Origin of the sequence: Arthrobacter sp. NQ7 (assembly GCF_029581595.2) — a bacterium.
GTDB lineage: Bacteria > Actinomycetota > Actinomycetes > Actinomycetales > Micrococcaceae > Arthrobacter > Arthrobacter phenanthrenivorans_B.
Genome location: NZ_JARFXU020000014.1, coordinates 71,214 through 93,638, shown reverse-complemented (window position 1 = coordinate 93,638; position 22,425 = coordinate 71,214). Strand labels below are relative to the sequence as shown.

Annotated in this window: 22 protein-coding genes and 1 pseudogene; 14 read left to right on the top strand and 9 right to left on the bottom strand. The window is 67.1% G+C overall.

Annotation, left to right across the window (positions count from 1 at the left end):
• Nucleotides 1–35 precede the first annotated feature (35 nt).
• The gene (locus tag PUN71_RS15170; RefSeq protein WP_043451868.1) at nucleotides 36–359 is read left to right on the top strand and encodes a hypothetical protein; all 324 of its coding nucleotides are present in this window, start codon (nucleotides 36–38) and stop codon (nucleotides 357–359) included.
• A 49-nt stretch (nucleotides 360–408) separates the two neighbouring features.
• Here PUN71_RS15170 and PUN71_RS15165 read toward each other — a convergent pair whose 3' ends face one another.
• The 7 genes and pseudogenes from PUN71_RS15165 to PUN71_RS15135 all read right to left on the bottom strand — a co-directional run bounded on the left by PUN71_RS15165 (nucleotide 409) and on the right by PUN71_RS15135 (nucleotide 7,602).
• The gene (locus PUN71_RS15165; protein WP_277799068.1) at nucleotides 409–738 is read right to left on the bottom strand and encodes a GNAT family N-acetyltransferase; all 330 of its coding nucleotides are present in this window, start codon (nucleotides 736–738) and stop codon (nucleotides 409–411) included.
• Nucleotides 739–753: 15 nt separating this feature from the next.
• Nucleotides 754–2,061, bottom strand: a complete 1,308-nt coding sequence (locus PUN71_RS15160; RefSeq protein ID WP_277799067.1) for an acyltransferase family protein — start codon at nucleotides 2,059–2,061, stop codon at nucleotides 754–756.
• 88 nt (nucleotides 2,062–2,149) lie between these two features.
• Nucleotides 2,150–2,554, bottom strand: coding sequence for a DUF1304 domain-containing protein (locus tag PUN71_RS15155; protein WP_277799066.1), 405 nt, complete (start codon nucleotides 2,552–2,554; stop codon nucleotides 2,150–2,152).
• 122 nt (nucleotides 2,555–2,676) lie between these two features.
• Complete coding sequence (locus tag PUN71_RS15150) at nucleotides 2,677–3,540, bottom strand: class II fructose-bisphosphate aldolase (RefSeq protein ID WP_277799065.1); 864 nt, start codon at nucleotides 3,538–3,540, stop codon at nucleotides 2,677–2,679.
• Complete coding sequence (locus PUN71_RS15145) at nucleotides 3,540–5,006, bottom strand: GntP family transporter (protein WP_277799064.1); 1,467 nt, start codon at nucleotides 5,004–5,006, stop codon at nucleotides 3,540–3,542. The genes PUN71_RS15150 and PUN71_RS15145 overlap by 1 nt, the downstream gene beginning before the upstream one ends.
• A 159-nt stretch (nucleotides 5,007–5,165) precedes the next feature.
• Nucleotides 5,166–6,059: pseudogene (locus PUN71_RS15140) on the bottom strand (NAD(P)-dependent oxidoreductase); the annotation flags it as partial.
• A 34-nt stretch (nucleotides 6,060–6,093) separates the two neighbouring features.
• Nucleotides 6,094–7,602: a four-carbon acid sugar kinase family protein gene (locus tag PUN71_RS15135; RefSeq protein WP_277799062.1), complete on the bottom strand. Its 1,509-nt coding sequence runs from the start codon at nucleotides 7,600–7,602 to the stop codon at nucleotides 6,094–6,096.
• A 174-nt stretch (nucleotides 7,603–7,776) separates the two neighbouring features.
• Here PUN71_RS15135 and PUN71_RS15130 point away from each other — a divergent pair, with 174 nt between their 5' ends.
• Both PUN71_RS15130 and PUN71_RS15125 read left to right on the top strand, forming a co-directional pair.
• Nucleotides 7,777–8,481 (top strand): FadR/GntR family transcriptional regulator, encoded by a 705-nt coding sequence (locus PUN71_RS15130; protein WP_277799061.1) that lies wholly within the window; start codon nucleotides 7,777–7,779, stop codon nucleotides 8,479–8,481.
• 127 nt (nucleotides 8,482–8,608) lie between these two features.
• Complete coding sequence (locus tag PUN71_RS15125) at nucleotides 8,609–8,821, top strand: dodecin (RefSeq protein ID WP_043451886.1); 213 nt, start codon at nucleotides 8,609–8,611, stop codon at nucleotides 8,819–8,821.
• Nucleotides 8,822–8,895: 74 nt separating this feature from the next.
• Here PUN71_RS15125 and PUN71_RS15120 read toward each other — a convergent pair whose 3' ends face one another.
• Both PUN71_RS15120 and PUN71_RS15115 read right to left on the bottom strand, forming a co-directional pair.
• Nucleotides 8,896–9,102, bottom strand: a complete 207-nt coding sequence (locus PUN71_RS15120) for a hypothetical protein (protein WP_043451888.1) — start codon at nucleotides 9,100–9,102, stop codon at nucleotides 8,896–8,898.
• A 163-nt stretch (nucleotides 9,103–9,265) separates the two neighbouring features.
• Nucleotides 9,266–10,165 carry a helix-turn-helix domain-containing protein gene (locus PUN71_RS15115; RefSeq protein ID WP_277799060.1) on the bottom strand — a complete coding sequence of 300 codons (900 nt, stop codon included), beginning with the start codon at nucleotides 10,163–10,165 and terminating at the stop codon, nucleotides 9,266–9,268.
• A gap of 221 nt (nucleotides 10,166–10,386) precedes the next feature.
• Between PUN71_RS15115 and PUN71_RS15110 the strand changes: the two genes are divergently transcribed.
• From PUN71_RS15110 to PUN71_RS15060, 11 genes are all read left to right on the top strand, one after another.
• Nucleotides 10,387–11,208, top strand: coding sequence for an aldo/keto reductase (locus tag PUN71_RS15110; RefSeq protein ID WP_277799059.1), 822 nt, complete (start codon nucleotides 10,387–10,389; stop codon nucleotides 11,206–11,208).
• Nucleotides 11,209–11,286: 78 nt separating this feature from the next.
• Complete coding sequence (locus tag PUN71_RS15105; protein ID WP_277799058.1) at nucleotides 11,287–12,258, top strand: aldo/keto reductase; 972 nt, start codon at nucleotides 11,287–11,289, stop codon at nucleotides 12,256–12,258.
• Nucleotides 12,252–13,277 (top strand): NAD-dependent epimerase/dehydratase family protein, encoded by a 1,026-nt coding sequence (locus tag PUN71_RS15100; protein ID WP_277799057.1) that lies wholly within the window; start codon nucleotides 12,252–12,254, stop codon nucleotides 13,275–13,277. Before PUN71_RS15105 ends, PUN71_RS15100 begins: the two co-directional genes overlap by 7 nt.
• 107 nt (nucleotides 13,278–13,384) lie before the next feature.
• Nucleotides 13,385–14,089, top strand: a complete 705-nt coding sequence (locus tag PUN71_RS15095; protein WP_277799056.1) for a TetR/AcrR family transcriptional regulator — start codon at nucleotides 13,385–13,387, stop codon at nucleotides 14,087–14,089.
• Between the two features lie 120 nt (nucleotides 14,090–14,209).
• Nucleotides 14,210–15,466, top strand: coding sequence for an acyl-CoA dehydrogenase family protein (locus PUN71_RS15090; RefSeq protein WP_277799055.1), 1,257 nt, complete (start codon nucleotides 14,210–14,212; stop codon nucleotides 15,464–15,466).
• Nucleotides 15,467–15,515: 49 nt separating this feature from the next.
• A complete protein-coding gene (locus PUN71_RS15085) occupies nucleotides 15,516–16,712 on the top strand; it encodes an acetyl-CoA C-acetyltransferase (RefSeq protein ID WP_277799054.1) in 1,197 nt (398 codons plus the stop codon).
• Nucleotides 16,713–16,736: 24 nt separating this feature from the next.
• Nucleotides 16,737–18,293 carry a long-chain-fatty-acid--CoA ligase gene (locus PUN71_RS15080; protein WP_277799053.1) on the top strand — a complete coding sequence of 519 codons (1,557 nt, stop codon included), beginning with the start codon at nucleotides 16,737–16,739 and terminating at the stop codon, nucleotides 18,291–18,293.
• Between the two features lie 55 nt (nucleotides 18,294–18,348).
• Nucleotides 18,349–19,182, top strand: coding sequence for an aldo/keto reductase (locus tag PUN71_RS15075; protein WP_277799052.1), 834 nt, complete (start codon nucleotides 18,349–18,351; stop codon nucleotides 19,180–19,182).
• Nucleotides 19,183–19,313: 131 nt separating this feature from the next.
• Nucleotides 19,314–19,580: a GlsB/YeaQ/YmgE family stress response membrane protein gene (locus PUN71_RS15070; RefSeq protein WP_043451908.1), complete on the top strand. Its 267-nt coding sequence runs from the start codon at nucleotides 19,314–19,316 to the stop codon at nucleotides 19,578–19,580.
• A gap of 134 nt (nucleotides 19,581–19,714) precedes the next feature.
• Nucleotides 19,715–20,194: a YtxH domain-containing protein gene (locus PUN71_RS15065; protein ID WP_277799051.1), complete on the top strand. Its 480-nt coding sequence runs from the start codon at nucleotides 19,715–19,717 to the stop codon at nucleotides 20,192–20,194.
• 232 nt (nucleotides 20,195–20,426) lie between these two features.
• Nucleotides 20,427–22,373, top strand: a complete 1,947-nt coding sequence (locus PUN71_RS15060) for an HNH endonuclease signature motif containing protein (RefSeq protein WP_277799050.1) — start codon at nucleotides 20,427–20,429, stop codon at nucleotides 22,371–22,373.
• Nucleotides 22,374–22,425 lie beyond the last annotated feature (52 nt).

Genomic DNA, 22,425 nt, shown 5'->3' with positions numbered 1-22,425 from the left:
GGCGGCTCCGTGAAAGAAGCCCAAGGAAGAACATAATGACCACCGCAACGGAAGACCAGCTGACGGCGTTTGGGGAGCGCACCGGGGAAGCTGGGAAGCTCTTGACCGCCACCGTACCCGTGGACGCAGGGTTGCTCTTGACCCTGAACACACGCATGCATTGCCGCACACCGATGCAGCGCGTCGACCATGGCGAACTGCCGGTCCGGCAGCCTGTGTACGTTGACGGGAACTCCGTCGTTGCCCTCCGGCCCGGATCCGTTCCGGAGAGCGTGGTCACCTACCGCTGCGCCTGCGGCTTCACGATTGACGATCCCGGCACGGCCGTGCCCGTAACCGACCAGGCCCTGGCCAGCTGAACCCCCGGGCCAGCTGACGCCTTGCCCGGTCCCGGCCGGGATCGGGCAGTCAGTTCTGCGGCCAGTCGACGAACTGGCCGTACCCTTCGTGCTTGCGCAGGTAGCTGGAGATGAACGGGCAGTGCGGGATGATCCGCTTGCCCGTGGCCACCACGTCATCCAGGGCAAAGTGCGCAAGGACTTTGCCCAGCCCCTGGCCCTCGAAATCCTGGCCGGTTTCCGTGTGCGTGAAGTCGATATGCCCGGGAAGGTCATGGAAGAAGGCCTCCACGGCCAGCTTGCCGTCCACCAGTAATTCGTACCGGCGCTCCGCGTCATTGCGCCGCAGCGAAACGTTGGCGGTGAATCTGTCTTCCGCGGAGGTGGTGTTCTCGGTCATGGTTCGACACTGGCACTACTTGACCCCGCTGGCAATGCCCTTTCTCCCCCTCTTCCGGCGTGCCCGCTGCGGCCGGCCGGAAAGCAAAAGGACCGCCACGGAGAAACAGGCGGTGCCGGCCGCCAGCAGTCCCAGCGACAGCCCGTTCAGCGCGGCGTCCGCCACGGGGATGAAGACCACCACGACGGCGGCCCCCGCCACGGCGGGCCGGCAGCGGACGGCGCGCATCGCCGTCGTCCGTTCCTCCAGCCTGCCAAAGGCTGCGGCCACCGGCAGGAGCAGGAGGACCAGCGCGAGGACCACAAGGGGCCGCGACCACCACCATTCAGCGGTGCCGGAGCCCGGCTTGGGAACCGGCGCCAGGAGCAGCAGCCCGGACATGGCGCCCAGCAGGGGCAGGTGCCACAGGTACACGGTCAGGGACCGGGCACCGGCAAGTGCCAGGAGCCGGCCGATCCACGGGATCCCGGCGAGCGGAGCCAGGACCGGCCGCCCCAGTTCCATCACCGCCAGCTGGGCAATGCCCAGGATCACCAGGGTCAGGTTGGGCGGGTTGAGGTTGACCAGCATGTTTCCCCGGTACAGGCCCAGTCCGGTCAACAGCCCCAGCAGCAGGTTGGCGGCCACAGCGATGCCCAGCAGGCCGGAGCGGGAAAGGCCGGAAAAGTAGCCGTCCGCGGCCAGGAACCCCAGTTGCTGAACGGCGCACCACACGAACACCAGGTTCGCGTTGGCGAGGTCCGGGAGGGCGCCGCGCAGGCAGTCCACCGCAACCACCAGGGCCGTGAGCACGCCAAGGACCAGCCAGGGAGCGCGTGCATGGAGCGCCGCCAGGACGGGAATGTTCAATTGCGCCGCGAGGTAGGCGGCGAGGAACCACAACGGCATGCCCGCCCCGGTGGCCATGAGCTGGACCACCTGTGGGTCCACACCCAGCACTGCCGCCACGGAGAGACCCGCCACCATCGCTGCCAGCAGGGCCGTGGCCGGGCGGACCAGGCGGAGGAGGCGCGCCCTGATGAACTGGGCGGCCGTCCCGCCGCCCGCCTTGAGCCGCCGCCAGGACTGCAGGCCGGTGATGCCGCCGGTGACGAAGAACAGCGGCATGACCATGAAGATCCAGATGATGGGTTCGAACCAGTCCTGCAGGGCGAGGGTGTTCTCCGTCGTCACGGTCCCGTCGGGATGCAGGACCGGGCTGACCATCATGGAGTGGCCGACCACCACCAGAACCAGGCAGATGAAGCGGACAAGGTCGATGGCCGGATCGCGGCGTGCCGCGTCCGCCCCGGTTCCTGTCCCCCGCGCGCTGATGTCCGGCATGGGTGGACCTATAACGGCCTGGCGTCGTCCACAGCACCATTGTGCCCCCGGGCTCCCGCGGTTTTAAGGACTTACGTCCCTTCTGCCCTTACAGGAGCACTGCCGGGAGTCCCAGTACGACGGCGAGCAGCGGCAAGGTGCCCTGCGTTACGGCGGCGCGCAGGTACCTTCGCCCGGTCAGGGCCAGGACGGCGGCAGCCAGCAGCATGGAGCCGCAGCAGCTGAAGATGAGCGTCCAGCCTGCCACGTCCTGCCACGGGCCCGCACCGCGGAGGGCCACCAGTCCCACGCCCACGAAGGCACCGACGGCCAGGAAGAGGTTGTAGAAGCCCTGGTTGAACGCCAGTGGCCTGGTGGTCTCGGCATCCGATTGGGAGGCAACCCCGAAGCGCTTCCACGTAGCCGGCCGCGTCCAGGTAACCGACTCCATGGTGAAGATGAAGACGTGCAGCGCGGCGGCGAGGAAGGCAAAAAGAAGGGAGGCCGGGATCATTGCTTGATCCTAGCCTCCCGTGGAAACCTTCATACCCCTGGCAGGCAGCCCGAAGTGAAAAGGAGGAGGCCAGGACCGGCTGCTTGATCCTGGCCTCCCGTTCGTGGAAATTTCCGTTCCCGCTACCGCGCCAACGTTTCCAGGGTGGCGGCGGCAAAATCCTTCGCCGACGTGTTCCACCGCGCCAGCAGGCCCTGCAGGTTCTCACCGTCGGCACGGTGGGCGGGCAGCTGGTCCTGGAGGGTGGCCAGCACGCCGGTCCGCAGCTCGGTGTTGAAGTTGACCTTGCCGACGTTCATGGCTGCGGCCTTGACCAGCTCTTCCGCGGGGATTCCGGAGGCGCCGTGCAGGACCAGGGGAATGTGGATCCGGGCCGCGATGTCCTGCAGCACGTCCCAGCGCAGCCGCGGTTCGCCCTTGTACTTGCCGTGGACGTTGCCTACCGCGACGGCGAGAAGCTGGGCACCGGTGCGGGACACGAAGTCCTCCACCTGCGCGGAGTCGGTCAGTCCTGCCACGTCCGCGCCGGACTGGCCGGCCGGCTGGTCGGCGGAGAACGCGCGGTCCTCGTCGCCCGCCAGGCCACCGAGTTCGGCCTCGAGGACTACGTCGGGTCCCAGGAGAGCGCGGGCTGCCTGGACCAGGGCGATGTTGTCCCCGTAGGGGAGGGCGGAACCGTCGGCCAGGACGGAATCCGCGCCTGCCTCGACGGCGGCGGCCATGACGCCGAGGTCGGAGGCGTGGTCAAGCTGCACCGCGATGGGGACGGTGGCGGCGTCGGCCAGGCCGCGCAGCGCCGAGATCAGCCGGAGGCCGTTTGCCGTGGCGGCGGTCTTGGGTGCCACCAGCAGGATCACGCCCCTGCCGGATTCCTCAGCGGCGCCCACGACGGCCAGCGCGGTGGTGAAGTCGTAGCAGGTGAACGCCGGCACGGCGGAACCCTGCTGCAGGGCGGAGGTGACCAGGTGGTCCAGACGGGTTTGCATCAGGCGCCCAGGCCTCCCACCAGGATCCAGGCGACGAAGGTCAGCAGGAAGCCGGCCACGCCCAGGATGGTGGTCAGGACGGTCCAGGTCTTCAGGCCGTCGGATACGGTGAGGCCGTAGTAGCGGACCACCACCCAGAAGCCGGCGTCGGTCACGTGGGACAGGCCCAGGGCGCCGAAGCCGATGGCGATCACGATCACGGCAATCTGTGCGGGGCTGTAGCCGCCGCCGCTGACTGCTGCGGACAGCAGGCCGGTGGTGGTCACGATGGCCACGGTGGCCGAACCCTGGGCGGCGCGCAGGGCCAGCGAGATGATGAAGCCGAGCAGCAGCAGCGGAACGCCGAGGGTGTCCAGGGTCTTGGACAGCGCCGATCCGATGCCGGAGACCTGCAGCACGTTGCCGAACACGCCGCCGGCGGCCACCACCATCAGGATGGAGGCGATCGGCGGGAGGGAGCCTTCGAAGATCTCGCCGGTTTCCTTGAAGGACCAGCCGCGGCGGACAGCCAGGAGGAAGAAGGACAGCGCCACGGCCACCAGCAGGGCCAGGAAGGGGTTGCCGACGAAGGCTGCCAGGCCGTACAGCGGGTCAGTCTTGGGGAGGATGAGGGTACCGGCGGTGCCGAGGAGGATCTGCACGATCGGGGCGGCGATCAGGAAGATGATCAAGCCGGGCCGGGGAGGCGCGATGGCGGCGGCACCCGGTCCGTCGTGGCCCACCTTAACCAGCGAGTCGGAGCCGAACTCCTCCACCTGGGTCTTCACGGCGGGCAGCAGCTCGTAGTCCCTGCGGTTCATGATGGACGCCACCCAGTAGGACAGGAAGCCCAGCGGGATGCAGATGAGCAGCGAGATCAGGGCGATCAGTCCAATGTCCGCACCCAGCACACCGGCGCCGGCAACGATGCCCGGGTGCGGGGGAACTGCCACGTGGATGGCGAGCATGATGCCGGCCATGGGGAGGCCGAACTTCACGGGGTGGACCTTGGCGATCTTGGCGAAGGCATACACGATGGGCACCAGCACGATGATGCCCACTTCGAAGAAGACGGGGATGGCCACCAGGAAGCCGACGGCGGTCAGCGCCACGGCCACGCGGCGGGCGCCGAGCTTGCGGGTGAAGTGGTCGGCCAGGGACTGGACGCCGCCGGAGACCTCGATCATGCGGCCCAGCACGGCGCCGAGCGCGATGAGGATGGCCACCTTGCCCATGGTGCTGCCCACGCCGCCGGACACCACGGTGAAGATGTCCTGCAGCGGGATGGTTGCCGCCACGGCCACCAGGATGCTTACTGTCAGCAGGGCCACGAAGGCCTGGATCTTGAAGCGGATGATCATGACCAGCAACACGGCGATGCCGACCGCCGCGATGGTGAGGAGCAGGGGGGTGCCAAGCTCCACGGCGGGCTTGATGGCCGGGGCGTCGGCCGCCCGCTGTATCAGCGGACTCATCAGGTGGTTCACGGAATGTCTCCTTTGACGTGCCGGTCTGGGCGCAGACGGGCAGCAGGTCTTACGGCGGGGATGAAACGCTGCGGGGCAGTGCCGGCAACGCTGGGAGGTACGACGACGGCGGAGGGGGGACCGCCGTCGTCGTACCGGTGGGGGGAAAGACGCTTATTTGGTGCGCTTGGACGGCGCGACCACCTTGATGACCGCGGAGTCATCGGCGGCGGCGAGGCCCTGGGCCTGGCCCAGCAGGTAGAGCTGTTCGGCGGCGGCGGCCACGGGGGCTGCCAGGCCGGCGGCACGGGTGGCCTTGCCCACGATGCCCATGTCCTTGACGAAGATGTCCAGCCTGGACAGGACCTCGGCACCTTCCTCGTTGTAGGCCTCCAGGATGCGGGGGCCGCGGTTGGAGAGCATGAAGGAACCCGCCGCGCCTGCCTCCAGCGCGGCGAGGGTCTTGGCCTGGTCCAGCCCCAAAGCGTCGGCCAGGGCCAGGGCCTCGGCGGCGGCCGCGATGTGGACGCCGCAGAGGAGCTGGTTGACGGTCTTCAGCGCCTGGCCGTCGCCGGGGTTGTCGCCCACCACGGTCAGGGTGGAGGCCAGCAGGTCCAGGGCGGGCGCTGCCTTTTCGCGGGCTTCGGGGGAAGCGCCAACGACGATCAGCAGGTCGCCTTCGCCGGCACGCTTGGGTCCGCCGGAGAGGGGCGCGTCCACCAGGTCCACGCCGTATTCGGCCAGCTTGGCGACCGTGGCGGGGATGGCGTCGGTACCCACCGTGCTGCCGAGGATGACGACGGCGCCCGGCTCCAGGACGGAGGCCACACCGTTCTCGCCGAAGAGGACATCGTTGAGCTGTTCACCGTTGCGGACGGCCAGGAGGACTGCGTTGGCACCCTTCGCGGCTTCGCGGGCCGTGCTGAAGGTGGCGATGCCGGCTTCCCGGGCGAGCTCAAGGCGCGGTTCGGCGATGTCGAAGCCGTGGACGGTGAGCTGCGAGGCCAGGCGGGTGGCCATGGGCAGGCCCATGGCGCCAAGGCCCAGGACGGTGACGGTGTAGTTGCTGGTCATGGTGTTCTCCGTTGAATTCTTGCGGTGGGACGGATCAGAAAGTGTTGCTGAGCTTGCGGGTGACCTGGGCCAGGGAGTCGTCGTCGCCCACGTTGCCGGCGAAGACGATGTAGGGGATGCCCTTGGCGGGGCCGTCCACCGGTTCCCAGAGGCTGACAATGCCCGGGAGCATGGGGCCGCGGACAATGGCGTGGCGGATTTCCAGGCCGTGGGCTGCAACATCCGAGGATGTGATGCCGCCCTTGGCGATGACGAACCGGGGCGGGAAGGTCTTCAGGGTCCGGTTGACCACGGCGACGACGGCGGCGGACACGGTGCGTGCGATCCGCAGGCTTTCGGCGGGATCGTCGGTCTTGATAAGCAGGCGGCTGGTATGCACGATGACGTCACCCGAGCGGAGGGCCTCGACGACGGCATCCACGGTCCGGTCCAGGTGCCCAGCCGCCGTGGCGTCGTCGCCGAGGAGCTTTTCAACGTCGATCTCGATGATCCGCGCCGAGCGGTGTTCGGCGGTGAGGACATTGAGCTGCCGGGTGGTGAGGCCGACGTGCGAGCCCACCACGATCAGGCCGCCGGCTTCGGAGGGGGTATTGCCCGCGTAGGCTTCCTCTGCAGTCAGCGCGGTGCGGATTTCCTGGCCGATCCGGCCCCGGACGAACGGCGGGCCCACGCGGTAGAGGAGCTTCTTGCCGCGGCGTTCGGCTTCTTCAAGGCCCAATGCCAGGGCCCGGAAGTCGTTCTCGGTGACGATGTCCGCCACGATCGGCGTGGAGTCGGTGGCCGGTTCGATGGCGTCCGCGATGGCCTTGGCGGAGATCGCGGGGTCCTGGGCGGCCGCGCCGGCGCGGATGATGTTCAGGTCCAGGACGATGACGGCGTCGGCGGGGAACCGGCCCTGTGACTTTTCGGCGACGTAGTCGGCCATGACGGAGGTGCTGAAGCCAAAGGTGGCGTCCTTGGCGAACTCGGTTTCGGCGACGGGGACCAGGGTGCCCTTTGCGTCACCGGTGCCGCGCATGTAGTGGACGCCGCCGATGGTGAGGCGGCCGGCGTCGGGGAATGCCGGCACCAGGACAACGCCGTCGGTCTTTTCACCGCTGACCTCTGCAACCGTGGCGGCGATGACGTCCGGTTCCAAAGGGTAATGGCCGCGGAGCGTGGAGTCGCTGCGGCTCACGAATCCGAGCCGCAGGCTGGAACCGGCACTGTTACCGGCGGCACCGGTTGAGCCTGCGGCGGCCAAGGCATTCCGGACCACTTCCTCATTGCGGGCCGCGGCTTCCGCGGGATCCAGGCTGCGGGTGTTGGTGAGGACGTAAACCGCGGGCTTGCCCTGGGCGAAGGCCCACGCGAAATCCTGCACGTCCCACCGGGTGAGCACGGGCAGGTCGGCCACGGACTGCGTGCCGGTGGGGTCGTCGTCCAGGACCACCAGGACGCGGGGAACGTCGGCGGTGGAAGCGGCCAGCGCGCCGGCAACCAGCCCGGCCGGGATCTCGAGGTCCGCCGGGTAGGCGGCCAGAACGTCTGCTTCATGCGTCACAGTGCACTCCGTTGTGTTTCGATCCGGGCTTGCGGATCCTGGTGTAAAGGTAACTGTAAGATGTCTGACATCTTGCATTTGAAGTTAGTGTGGCACACGGCATACGGACGCGCAAGTACACTTGTCTGACATATCCGCCGCGCTGGTGCCGCGGGAGCAGGAATCGGGGGCACAATGGCAAGGAAGTCACTGGTAGGCGTAGTGGCCGACGAGTTGCTGGACCGCATCATCGAAGGCGAGTTCCCGCCCGGCTCCACCGTCCCCGGGGAGCATGAACTGAGCGCCCGCCATGAGGTGAGCCGCATGACGGTCCGTGAAGCCATGAAGACGCTGCAGGCCCAGCGCATCCTGAGTGTGGAACGCGGCAGGGGAACGTTCGTCAACCCCCTCAGCCGATGGGCCTCACTGGAAGCCGTACTGCGCGCGGCATCCGAGGGGAAGAACGACGCGGACGCCTCCATCCAGCTGATCGAACTGCGGCGCATGCTCGAAACCGGCGCCTGCGAGCTCGCCGCCGGACGGATCGCGGAGGAGGACATCACTGCGCTCTTCAACTACATTTCCGCGATGAAGGCGGCCCACAGCATCAACGACGTCGCAGCCTTCGTGGAGGCGGACCTCGCCTTTCACGACGTCATCCTGCACGCCTCGGGGAATGTTTTCGTGTCAGTCCTTTTTGAACCGCTGCACCGCGTGCTGGAGAAGCGCAGGACCGAAACCTCCGCCGTCCCGGCCATCCAGGAGCACGCCATCGGCCACCACCAGAACATCGCCGAGGCCCTGGAATCCGGCGATGCAGGCCGGGCGCGAGAGGCCATGGACGCCCACATGCAGCAAACCCTGGACGACCTGAAGCAACTGGTGCTCGAGGCCAAATAGCCCGCTCCCCCGCCGGTTTCTACTGCTGCGCCTAATTGCCGCAGCCCCCTGTTCAACCCTCCCGGACTCCTACTAGGCTTCAGGAACGGCCCGCAACCGGGAGCATCGATGATCACGAGGAGCGAAGTTGTCCAACCACACGTACAGCATTTCTGAAATTGTCGGCACCTCCACCCAGGGCGTGGACGACGCCGTCCGCAACGGCATTGCCAAGGCATCGCAGACCCTGCGGAACCTCGACTGGTTCGAGGTGAAAGAGGTCCGCGGCCACCTGGAGGACGGCAAGATCGCGGACTGGCAGGTCACCATCAAGATCGGCTTCCGGCTGGAAGACCACTGACTCAACGGCTTTAAACGCCGGAGAGGCCGTGAAGCTTTTGCTTCACGGCCTCTCCGTGCTTAACGGGATGTGCGTTAGTTCGCCGTACCCGGGCTGCGCCGGCGCCACACGGTGGGCACGCCGTCGAACGCGGGAAACACATGGCCTTCGAAGAAGGACAGGACCGTGTGCGGGTCCAGGTCAGGGCTCCACAGGCCCGAAGCCGGGCAGTGTGAACCGGTGGCGGTGGAGGCAGTGCCGGCTGACGCCTGGCGTTCCTTCAACAGGGCGATGCGTTTCATCGTTGAGACCATCCTGGGGTGATAAAAACTGGGCAAAGAAAGCTGGTACTCCCACCCTAGGAAACGCCTGTCCCCGTACCAATGGGCGCATGGCCAGAATGCACCGCCCACGCTGGACGAATGTACAGAACGGCACGGGATGCCGGCCCGCCTTAGTCCCAGCTCAATCCTTGCCACCCTGCTCGGCCGCAGCAACGCTCCCCTGGTCCGGGCCTGCCCCGGGCGCCGCACCAAGGCTGCCGAGGAGCGCCAGCGCATCCGACGACGGCGATCCTGGCCTGGCGGAGTACACCCGCAGCGTCTGGTCGGGGTCCTCCGGCAGGACGAGGTTTTCAAAGTTCAGCTCCAGGTCCCCCACCGCGGGATGGTGCAGCCGGACGGTGCCTGCGGCACGGGTGGCCACCCGGTGTCCGGCCCACCACTGCCGGAAGTGCTCGCTGTGGACCGCGAGTTCGCCTACGAGGTGGTTGGCCTGCGGGTCATTGGGGTGCCGCCCCACGTCCAGCCGCAGGGAGCCCGCCGCTTCTGCCGCCACTGTCTTCCAGTCCCTGAACAGTTCCCTGGCAGCAGGGTCCAGGATGGTCCAGCGGGTCAGGTTCCGTTCCGCCGGCGGCAGCGACGGGAAATCCGCGAACAGCAGGAACGCCATCCTGTTGCCGGCCAGCACGTCGCTGCGCCGGCCCAGGACCATCGCGGGCACGTCCCCCACGGCATCGAGGAGCTGGCGCAAAGCCGGGCGGACACCCTGGGCCGTGGTGGCGCCGGGCTCGCGGGGCGCACCTGCACAGTTCTCCAGGAGGTCCAGCATGTGCGCGTGTTCGCTGCTGTCCAGCCGCAGGGCCCGCGCCACCGCGTCCAGCACGGTCCGTGAGGGGTGGATGTTCCGGCCCTGCTCCAGCCGCACGTAGTAGTCGGTGCTGACTCCGGCCAGCCGGGCGACTTCCTCGCGCCGCAGCCCCGGCACCCTCCGCGCGCCCGTGCTGGGACCCGTTCCCGCAACCTCCGGACTTAGCCGGGACCGCATGGCTTTGAGGAATTTTCCGAACTCGGCGCTTTGACCCATGCAGACCATTCTGCCCGCGATACCTGCGGGCCTCTACAACGAAGGTAGGACTGGCGGTCCTAGGAAAAACAGGAACAGCCTTCCCTGCTGACTTGGCGGCGAAAAGTGCATAGGCTCAGGAGTGAGCCAGCGGAAACCGCTTTCTCGTCACGTCGAGCAGCCGGCATCCATCAACGCCAATCTTCCGTTCCACGCCCCATACCGTTCCAAGGAGCACACCCATGTCAGAGCTGACCCTGAACAACGGCGTCACCATCCCGCAGCTTGGCTTCGGCGTCTTCCAGGTCCCGCCGGAGGACACCCAGCGGACCGTGGAGGACGCGCTCGAAGCAGGCTACCGCCACATCGACACCGCCGCCGCCTACCGCAACGAGGCAGGAGTCGGTGCAGCACTTGCCGCCACCGGCATCCCCCGTGAGGAAATCTTCGTCACCACCAAGCTCCGCAACGGCGAGCAGGGCCGGGCGCAGGAAGCGTTCCAGAACAGCCGCAAGGCGCTGGGCCTGGACTTCATCGACCTCTACCTCATCCACTGGCCGGTTCCTTCGCAGGGCCTCTTCGTCCAGGCATGGAAGGAGATGGAGCGGCTGTACGAGAACAAGGAGATCCGCGCCATCGGCGTCTCCAACTTCCTTTCCGACCACCTGGACACGCTGCTGGAATCCGCCCAGACGGTGCCGGCGGTCAACCAGATCGAGCTCCACCCGAGCTACCAGCAGGCAGAGCTGGCGGCAAAATGCCGGAGCCTGGGCATCGCCGTCGAGGCTTACAGCCCGTTGGGGCAGGGCGGCGACCTCAACGGCGATGCCGTCACCGCCATTGCCCGGGCCCATGACGCCACCACCGCCCAGGTGGTGCTCGCGTGGCACCTGGCCAACGGCAACATCGTCATCCCCAAGTCCGCCAACCCGGACCGGATCCGGGAGAACTTTGCGGCGCCCACCCTCACCCTGACCGACGACGAACTCTCCGCCATCACCGCGCTGGAGTCCGGCGCCCGCATCGGGTCCGATCCCGCCGTCGCCTCCTTCACCCAGATGTAGGTTGCCCGCCGGCCAATCTCCGGCCGGGCCGACCACCTACCAGCCCTACACCGCAGGCACCTTCCGAAAGGACTTTCCGTGCAGTACACCCATTTGGGCCGCTCCGGCCTGAAAGTTTCCCGCCTTTGCCTGGGCACCATGAACTTCGGTCCGCAGACAGAGGAAGCGGACGCGCACAGCATCATGGACTCCGCCCACGCGTCCGGCATCAACTTCTTCGATACCGCCAACGTCTACGGCGGCGCCGAGCACCGCGGCTGGACCGAGGAAATCATCGGACGCTGGTTCGCCAAGGGCGGCCAGCGGCGCGAGCACACTGTCCTGGCCACCAAGCTCTACGGAACCATGACGGACCGGCCCAACGAGTCAAAACTCTCGGCCCTCAACATCCGCCGCGCCCTGGATGCAAGCCTGAAGCGACTCCAGACGGACTACATCGATGTGTACCAGTTCCACCACATCGACCGCGATACGCCGTGGGACGAGATCTGGCAGGCCATCGAAGTGGCAGTGCAGCAGGGGAAGATCCTCTACTCGGGCAGCAGCAACTTCGCCGGTTGGCACATCGCCCAGGCCCAGGAAGCGGCGCGCCGCCGGAACTACAACGGCCTCGTCAGCGAGCAGTCCATCTACAACCTGTTCATGCGCCAGGTGGAACTGGAGGTCATTCCGGCGGCCCGGCAGTACGGGCTGGGACTGATTCCCTGGTCGCCGCTGCAGGGCGGGCTGCTGGGCGGCGTTCTCAAGAAGGAGCGCCAGGGTGTGCGCCGTACCGAGGGCCGCGCCGCGGAGACGCTGAAGCAGCACGAAGACCAGATCCGCCAGTATGAGGACTTCGCCGACGAACTGGGCCACGAGCCCGGCGACGTGGCCCTGGCCTGGCTCCTGCACCAGCCGGCCGTGACCGCCCCGATCGTGGGCCCACGGACGCAGGAACAACTGGACGCCGCCATCCGCGCCCTCGATGTCACCCTTGATGGGGACGCACTCAAGCGGCTGGACGACATCTTCCCCGGCCACCGCACGGCGCCGGAAGACTACGCGTGGTAACCCCCGCCGGGGCCGCGGATACGGTGGCGCCGAGGAACATCCTCTTCATCGGCGGCACCGGGGTCATCAGCGCGGCGGCGGCAGAACGCGCCGTCGCGCTGGGCCACCGGCTGACCATCTTGAACCGGGGCCAATCCACCAGGCCCGTCCCGGAGGGGGCGGAGGTGCTCCAGGCGGACGTCCGTGATGCAGCGGCCGTCCGGGAGGTGCTGGGCGGAAGGGAATTCGACGCCGTAGCAGACTTCATCGCCTACACTCCGGACCAGGCGCAGGCCAGCATGGAGTTGTTCCGGGAACGGACCGGGCAGTACGTCTTCATCAGCTCGGCCTCCGCGTACCAGAAGCCGCCCACCAGGCTGCCCATCCGCGAATCAACACCGCTGAAGAACCCCTTCTGGCAGTACTCCCGGGACAAGATCGCCTGCGAGGAGCTGCTGTTCCGGGCCTACCGGGAGGACGACTTCCCGCTGACGGTGATCCGGCCCTCGCACACATACGACCGCACCAAGATCGCCATGGTGGGCGGCTGGACGGACATCCACCGTATGCGCAGCGGCCTTCCGGTCATGGTGCACGGCGATGGCACCTCGCTGTGGACGCTGACGCACAGCAAGGATTTTGCCAAGGCGTTTGTCGGACTGCTCGGCAGGCCGCAGGCGGTGGGCGAAAGCTACACCATCACTTCCGATGAGTACCTGCCCTGGAACCAGATCTACCGGCTCTTCGCGAGGGCGGCGGGCGTCCGGGAACCGGAACTTGTCCACGTCGCCTCCGAAACCATCGCCGCCCACGACCAGGAACTGGGCTCCAACCTTCTGGGCGACCGGTCCCACTCCGTGGTCTTCGACAACACCAAGATCAAATCCCTGGTGCCGGACTTCACGGCCACCATCCCGTTCGCGGACGGCGCCCGGGAGATCGTGGAGTGGTACGACAGCCACCCCGAACTGCAGCAGGTGACGGAGTCCTACATGCAGCTCTCCGACAAGCTGACCAGCTGGGCGCGGCAGGGGGCCTGACCACGCGGGAGCCTGGCCAGTGTCCTGCCCCGCGGCGGCCTGCCGCACGCACCTGCCACTCGCGGCGGCCGGCAAGTCCGGCAGGCCGGCTGTGCTACCTTCGGCGCATGACCTTGCCCCCTTCCGAACAACCCGTCGATGTGCCCGTTTCCGCCGCCATCGGACTCCTGGCCAGGCAGGGTTTCGACGCAACGTCGGTCGAGGAACTGGCAGAAGCGTCGGGAATGAGCCGCAGTACCTTCTTCCGGCGGTTCGGGTCCAAGGAGGACGTTGTCTTCGCCGACCATGAGCGGATTCTGCAGCAGGTGAGGGAGCGGCTGGCCCAATCAACGCTGGAGCCTTTGGCCGCCGTTGCGGACGCGGCGCTGCTGGTCTTCAACCACCACCTGCGGAACCGCGAAACGTCACGGGCCCGCTACGGCCTCCTGCAGGCGGTACCCGCGCTTCGCGACCGGGAGCTGGTGACGTCGCACCGGTACGAGCGTGAATTCCTCACCTACCTCAATGGCACGCTGCCCAGTGAGGGCCGGGGGGAATTCGCAGCCGTGGCTTTCGCGGCGGCTGTGGTGGCTGTGCACAACGCCTTCCTTCGCGAGTGGCTGCGCGCGCCGGCGCAAGAGGACGCCGACGCCCTGGACAGGAAGAGGACGGCAGCCCTGGCCCGCGAACTGCGGACCCTGGCCGAGACGTTCAGGCCTGCACTCCTTGGCGCCGTCCCTGCCCAGCCGGCACCGACCGTCGTCGTCACCGTCCTTCCCGGCCCCGCGGACAAGGACGCCATCGCCAAGGCGGTCCTGGACGCGCTCCCCTAACACACACCCGGTGAAACGGAGTTTCTTGACGTGGAACTCAGTTTCATTGCATCCTTAGTCGGTGTGGGCCACGCCACAATACAACGATGGCCCCTTCGCCGATTTTGAGGATGCACAAACATGACGACGACGTCGCTTGGCCCGGTGCCGGCCCGTACCGAACACCCGGGCAACTTCCCCGCGGGCACCGTTGAGCCCGACTACTGCCTGACCGATGCCCTCGGCACCGATCCGGCATCCGTTTTCACCGGGATCAACGACGAAGACCGCGCCTTCCGGGACCGCGCCCGCGACTTTGTCCAGGATGAGGTCCTCCCCGTCATTGACGGCTACTGGGAACGCGGCGAGTACCCGTTGCACCTTCTCCAGCGCCTGGGCGAACTGGACCTGCTCCGCGACGGCATCACCGTGGAGGGCTTCGCACCCATGAGCAACATGGCCGCCGGCCTGGTGAACATGGAAATCAGCCGGGGCGATGGTTCCGTGGCCACGATGATTGCCGTCCAGGGCGGCCTGGCCCTGCGCTCCGTGGCTGAATGCGGATCCGCGGCGCAGAAGGAATGCTGGCTGCCGGCGATTGCCAGGGGCACGGAATACGCGGCGTTCGCCCTCACCGAGCCTACCCATGGCTCCGACTCGGTGGCCCTGGAGACGACCGCGACCCGGACGGCTGGCGGCTTCCTGCTCAACGGCGAGAAGAAGTGGATCGGCAACGGCTCCGTGGGCGGCGTCAGCATCGTCTGGGCCCGGGGCGACGACGGCCAGGTCCACGGTTACCTGGTTCCGCAGGACTCCCCCGGCTACACCGCCACCAAAATCGAAGGCAAACTTGCCCTCCGCGCCATCTGGCAGGCCCACATCCGCCTGGAGGACGTCTTCGTCCCCGAGGAGAACGTCCTGCCGGGGGCACGCACCTTCAAGGACACGGCCCGGGTGCTGCTGGCGACCCGGTTGGGCGTGGCCTGGTCCGCCGTCGGCCATGCCACCGCCTGCTACGAAACGGCCGTCCAGTACGCCAAGCAGCGCAAGCAGTTCGGCCGGCCGCTGGCCGCCTCCCAGATCGTCCAGGAGCGGCTGGCCCGGATGCTGAGCGAACTGGCCACCATGCAGCTGATGGTGGTGCAGATGACGCGGCTCGATGAAGCCGGAACCCTCACGCCCGAGCAGGCATCGCTCGTGAAGTACACCTGCACCCGGACCGCACGCGGCATCGCCTCCAACGCCCGTGACCTGCTGGGTGGCAACGGCATCCTGCTGGGAAACAGGGTGGCCCGCCACCTTGCCGACATCGAAGCCATCCACACCTACGAAGGCACCGAAACCATGCAGGCGCTCATTATCGGCCGCGGCATCACAGGCACCTCGGCCTTCGCCTAAGCCCTGCCGTTCGGCTTTGGCTGCCCGTCATTCCCTGAAAGGACTGTTCTTGAACCAGAACGCCAACATCCCCGTCATCCTGGGCGGCGCCCGCACCCCGTTCGGCAGGTTCCGCGGCGGCCTCACGCCCTTTTCCGCCAGCGAACTGGGCGCCCACGCCATCCGCGCCGCGCTGGAACGCACCGGCGTGGCACCGGAGCAGATCGGCGCCGTCATTGTCGGCCAGGTCATCCAGGCCGGAGCCGGCCAGGGCCCCGCCCGCCAGGCCAGCCTGGCCGCCGGAATCGGCTGGGACGTTCCCACCATCACCATCAACAAGCTCTGCCTGTCCGGCCTGACGGCCGTGATCGATGCCGCCCGGATGATCCGTACGGGGGAAGCCGACTTCATTGTGGCCGCCGGCCAGGAATCGATGACCAATGCGCCGCACCTGGTCCCCGGACTGCGCGCTGGCGTCGTCATCGGAGATGCCCCCATGCTGGACTCCCTGAACCATGACGGGCTGCAGGACCCGGTGAGCAAGAAGCTCATGGGTGAGGCCACCGATGCCGGCAACGCCGAACGCGGCATCACGCGCGAAGAGCAGGACGCCGTCGCGGCCCGCTCCCACCAGCGTGCCGAAGCCGCCCGCGCCGCCGGGATCATGGCGGAGGAGATCGCACCGATCGAGATACCGCAACGCAAGGGACCTGCCGTGACCCTCGAACACGACGAAGGCATCCGTCCGGACACCACCGCCGAATCCCTGGCGCAGCTCCGCCCGGCGTTCTCCACGGCGGAGACCGCCACCATCACGGCAGGGTCGTCGTCGCCCCTTTCCGACGGTGCAGCGGCGCTGGTCATTGCCAGCAAGGCAGCCGCGGAAGCAGCAGGCCTGGAGTGGATCGCCGAGATCGGGGCCCACGGCCAGACCGCAGGCCCCGACGGATCCCTGCATTCCCAGCCCGCCCGCGCCATCGAGCGCGCACTCAAGGACCAGGGACTCACTGTGCAGGAGCTGGACCTGGTGGAAATCAACGAGGCCTTCGCCTCGGTCCTCATCCAGTCCGCCAACGATCTCGGCATCGACACCGAAACTGTCAACGCCGAAGGCGGCGCCATCGCACTGGGCCACCCCGTGGGCGCCTCGGGCGCACGCCTGGTGCTGCACCAGGCGCTGGCGTTGAAACGCCGCGGCGGAGGCACCGGCGTCGTGGCCCTCTGCGGGGGCGGCGGCCAGGGCGACGCCCTGATCCTCACAGCGTGACCCATCCCAACAAGGAAGCAGGCCATGACCACCACCAACTCCACTGACGGCTTCGCCACCATCTCCGTCGCTGCCGTCCTGGCTGAATCAGCCAAGAGGAATCCTGACAGCATCGCCCTCGTTGTGGGCGAGGACCAGGTCAGCTACGCCGACCTGTGGAGCCAAACCCGCGCCTATGCCGGGGCACTGCGGGCGCGGGGAATCGGCCCGGGAGACGCCGTCGCCGTCCTGATCCCCAACGTCCCGGACTTCGCCCGGGTGTACTACGCCATCCTCTCGCTGGGCGCGATCGTGGTGCCCGTGCACGCCCTGCTGAAGGGCCGCGAAATCGAGTACGTCCTGCAGGACAGCGGCGCCAGGCTCCTGATCTGCGCCGCTTCCCTGCTCACGGAGGGCGCCGCCGGCGCTTCAGCCAGCGGGGTCGATGTGCTGACGGTCATGGCTCCCGACGACGGCGGGTTGCCACGGCTGGAGGAGGAGGCGGCCGCCGCGGAGCCAATCCGGACGTACGAACCCTGCCGCCCCTCGGACACGGCCACCATCCTGTACACCTCAGGCACCACCGGCAAGCCCAAAGGCGCACTGGGCACCCACTTCGCCCTGGTGGAGCAGACCAGCGTCCTGCTGACCAGCGTGATGGACTTCCGGCCCGGTGACGTCCTGTTCGGCGGCCTGCCGCTCTTCCACACCTTCGGCCAGACGGTGGTCCTCAACACCGGGCTGCGGGCGGGTGCCACCATTGTGCTGATGCCCCGCTTCAACGGTGCGGACGCCCTGAAACTGCTGGTCAGGCACGGCGTCAACATCTTCCTTGGCGTGCCCACCATGTACGTGGCGCTTTTGGAAGCCGCCAAGACCATCCCGGACCGCCCGGCAGCGCTGCGTTACGGCATCTCGGGCGGCGCATCCCTTCCCCTGGCCGTCATGGACCGGTTCCGCGACGCCTTCGGAGTGGAGATCCACGAAGGCTACGGCCTGACCGAAACGTCACCGGTGGCCGCCTTCAACCACGTTGGCACGCCGCCGCGGCCCGGCACCATTGGGGTTCCCATCTGGGGAGTCGACATCGAAATCGCACGCCCCGAGCTGGTGGAAAGCATTGAACTGCTGCCCAACGGCGAGCTCGGCGAACTCGTCATCCGCGGGCACCTGCTGATGAAGGGCTACCTGAACCGGCCGGAAGCCACCGCGGAAGCCATGGTGGACGGCTGGTTCCGCACGGGGGACCTCGGAACCAAGGACGACGACGGCTACCTCACCATTGTGGACCGCAAGAAGGACATGATCATCCGCAACGGATACAACGTCTATCCCCGGGAGGTGGAGGAAGTCCTGCTCACCCATCCCGCCGTGGTCAGTGCCGCCGTCTACGGCATCCCGGACGAGGTCCACGGGCAGGAAATCGCTGCCGCCATCGTGCTGGACGCGGGCGCTACCGTGACCGAAGCCGAGCTGATCGATTTCGCGGCCAACCAGCTCGCCGCATACAAGTACCCGCGGGTGATCAGGATCCTCTCCGAACTCCCCCTGGGCCCCAGCGGGAAAATCCTCAAACGGAAACTGGCCGGCGACGCCGGGTGAACCCGGGGGTGGATCGGGGGTGGACCGGGCTGCATTGGCCCGGAAGACTGATGGCATGACACGTGCACCGCTCCTCGAGCTCAATGACGGCAACCGGATTCCGCAACTGGGGCTTGGCACCTGGCCGCTGGACGACGAACAGGTGGCAACCGCCGTCGTCCAGGCCGTTGAAGCCGGGTACCGGCACATCGACACCGCCGTGAAGTATGGCAACGAGCGCGGCGTGGGCAACGGCATCCGGGCCAGCGGCGTGGACCGGGGCGAGCTGTTCATCACCACCAAGCTCGACGGCGAGTTCCAGGGCCATGACCGTGCCGCGGCGGGCCTGGAGGGATCCCTGGAGCGGCTGGGGCTGGATTATGTGGACCTGCTCCTGATCCACTGGCCGCTGCCCGGAAGGGACCAGTATGTCTCCACGTGGCAGACCTTCGAGCGGCTGCAGGCGGAAGGAAAGGTACGCTCCATCGGGGTGTCCAACTTCAAGCCGGCACACCTCGAGCACCTCATGGCGGAAACCGACGTGGTGCCTGCGGTGAACCAGATCCAGCTCAGCCCGGCGATCACGCGGTCAGCGGAACGGGAATTCCATGCCAGGCATGGAATTGTCACGGAGTCGTACAGTCCCCTTGGCGGCTCCGGCGCCGGATTGCTGGGCGCACCCATTCTTGCCCAGTTGGCGGAAAAACACGGGAAAACCCCCGGTCAACTGGTCCTGCGGTGGCACATACAAAACGGATTGGTAACGATTCCAAAGACGGCTTCACCGGAGCGCATGGCGGAGAATATGGACGTGTTCGATTTCGCCCTGGACCCGCAGGATCTAGCGGAATTGTCGGTGCTGGACGAGGGCCCCGGGGTAGGCAATGATTCGGACAGGACAGGGCACTAAAAACGCCCTGAACTGCACTTTTTTCCTCAAACAGGGTTGGCAAAAAGATAGTAAGCATGATTACTATTGAGCCAGAAGGATGAAGTGCCCCCGGAACATGGGGGCCTCCTCTACTTGGAAGAGAGCAACAAATGGGATTTATTGCATTTCTGATTCTCGGACTTATTGCTGGTGCGATCGCTAAGGCGATCCTCCCGGGCAGGCAGGGTGGCGGCTGGGTCATCACTCTGATCCTGGGCGTCGTCGGCGCACTGCTCGGCGGCTGGCTGGGTGGCATGATCTTCGGCAGTGGACTGCAGGAGTTCTTCTCCATCCAGACCTGGCTGCTGGCGATCGTTGGCTCGCTGATCGTCCTTGCCATCTACGGCATGGTCACCAAGCGCAGCGCCCGCGGATAACTGCACGGGCAAGCCAGGAGGCCGGCCTGGGGACACCATCCCCAGGCCGGCTTTCACTTTCTCCGGCACCGGGCTCCCGGCCCGCCCGGAACTGACAACCTTCTCGCAACCCTCTCGCAGAGCAGGAGTTCATCGTGAAAAACAAGCTTCTTTTGGGTGTAGGTGTAGCCGTTGGATACGTCCTCGGTTCCCGTTCCGGCCGCGCTGCTTACGACAAGCTCAAGGCCCGTGCCGCTGGCATCTGGGACAGCAAGCCCGTCCAGGACAAGGTGTCCGTAGCTACGGAGGCCATCAAGGAAAAAGCCCCCGAGGTCGCTGACCAGCTGGGCGAAGCCGCCCGCAGGGCCGGGACCGTGATTGGATCCGCGATGCACCGGGAGGGCACGGCTGCCAGTGGGAGCCAGACACCCGGCACCTCGACTGCGGCCGGCACCTCCAGTCCTGCCGGCACTTCCACCGCGACAGGGACGGCTGCAACTGCAGCACCCGGAGCAGGCAGCCCCGCTACGGGCGGTGCTGCAGGGGAACTGGGCAATGACCACATCCCGGCCCACAGCACGCACCCCGAGACAACAAACCTCGGCACCTCCGACGAGGCCGGCTCCCAGGGCTGACCCGCCCTTCCGCCAGTGTTCATGACGCGGGTAACGCAGCATGACAACGGTACTGGCCCATCTTTGTGCTACAACTGAATCGCTTTGCCGGCCGTCGCGATCCTTGGGGGACGCGGCGGCCGGCAATGCTTAACCGGAGTGTTTACAAGGCCTCGGGGCAACTCCGCCCAGGTTTTCCACATAGCAGATCTGCCGGCTCCTGATTGTCAGTGGCGGCTGGCAGAGTTGGGTTATGGAGGCCATTGGGGAGCATCTTGGGGAGACGGACGACGCCGGCAGCCGGCTCATGCGCCCGGCCCACCTTTACGCGGTCCCGGGGGAGGACACTCCACAGCAACCGGGGCCCGGACCTGAGGGGCATGTGGAACCGGATGCGTTGGGCGGGCTTGCTGTGCAGCTCGCGGCCGCCGCCCTCGCCGCCCCGGGGCTGCTCGCCAGCGCCACTTACGCCGAGGCCGCCGCATATGCCGGCAGGGTCGAGGATCTGGCCCGGACGATCGAATACCTGCAGCTCCTGGCAGCCGGCACCGTAGACCGGACCCGAAGCCAGGCCATCAGCGCGGCCGCCGCAACAACCACAGGCCGCCGCAGCACCGCTGGCCGCAGCATGCGGGAAGCTCAGCCAGCAAGAAGCTGGTTCACCGGGTGGGATGAAGACGGGGTCGGATCCCTGAAGGAAACCGACAGTAACTGGCCAGGGCCGCCTACGGCACGGCCTGCGGTCATGTCCCCGGCAGATGACGGCTGCCGCACCACTGCGGACTTCCTCCGCTTGCGCCTGCGGATCCCCATCCGTGAAGCCCGCCGTCGGCTCACCCTCGCCAGCCACACTCTTCCGGGCACCAGTCTCACCGGCCAGCAACTCCCACCAACCCGGCCCCGTATCGCCGATGCCCTCGCCCCCAGCACGTTCTGCAGCAGCGACGCTGGCTCCGGGGAAACCGGCATCTGGGAAACCGGCACCTGGGAAACCGGGACAGTTCACGGGCCAGCGGTGTCGTCACATGCCGCCACCCTCATCACCGCCACTCTGGACCGGCTCCAACACCGCACCACAGCCGGCACATTGGACCGGATCGAGCACCACCTCACCAAAGCTGCCGCAGCTACTGACCCTGACTTCCTTGCCCGCCTGGCCCAGCGCTGGACCGACATTATCGACGCTGACGGCACCGAACCCACCGAGGAGGCCCTGCGCCACACCCAAGGTGCCTTCATCCGCAAGCCCCGCCATGGCCTGCACCATCTCGAAATCTTCGCCGCCACTGACCAATACGAATACCTCCTCACTGTCATGAACACGGCAACCAACCCGCGCACCAGCACGCCCAACGCCAGCGGGTATGACAGGCCAGTAGCCGGAACAGCGGAAGCACCAGGGACCCCGGGAGGGGCGGCTGGAGAAGCGGAAGCACCGGAGACCGCGGGAGGGGCGGACGCCGCCGGTTCACCGGACCTGGACCGACGTACGCGCGCGCAAAAACAACTCGACGGCCTCGTCACCGCGGCCAAGACCGCCCTCGCCACCGACACCCTCCCCACCACTGGCGGCAACCGGCCGCAGATCATCGCCACTATCCACTACCAGGACCTCTTCCCCACCCGCGCCACAAAACCTGGGACGCAAACAGGCGCCGGAACAGGAACAGCCACCAGACCGGAAAACAGTGTGAGTAAAGAACCGGGAACAGGCATAGAACCAGGCGCCGGAACAGAGGCAGAGATCGGAACAGTGGCGGGGACCGGCAACTTCGTCTTCACCGGCCCTGTCGCCGCGGCCACCCTCCGAAAGATCGCCTGCGACGCCGACATCATCCCCGCCCTCCTGGGCACCCGCGGCGAAATCCTGGACCTCGGCCGCAAGACGCGCCTCTTCACCCCGGCCCAACGGACGGCCCTCACCGCCCGCGACCAAGGTTGTGCCTTCCCCGATTGCACTATTCCCGCCCCGTGGTGCGAGGCCCACCACATCACTTACTGGTCACATGACGGGCCCACCAACACCAACAACGGCGTCCTGCTCTGCAGTCACCACCACCATCTCGTCCACAAAGAAACCTGGACGATCACCAGCACCCAGGGCGACCCCGCTTTCATCCCCCCACCCCACGTCGACCCCACCCAAACGCCACGCCGAAACTTTTACTTCAAGCCACCACTACCCCTCCCATCTCCATGACCGCCACCACCCAGATCACACGGGAGCTACCACCCAGGTCACACAGGTGCCA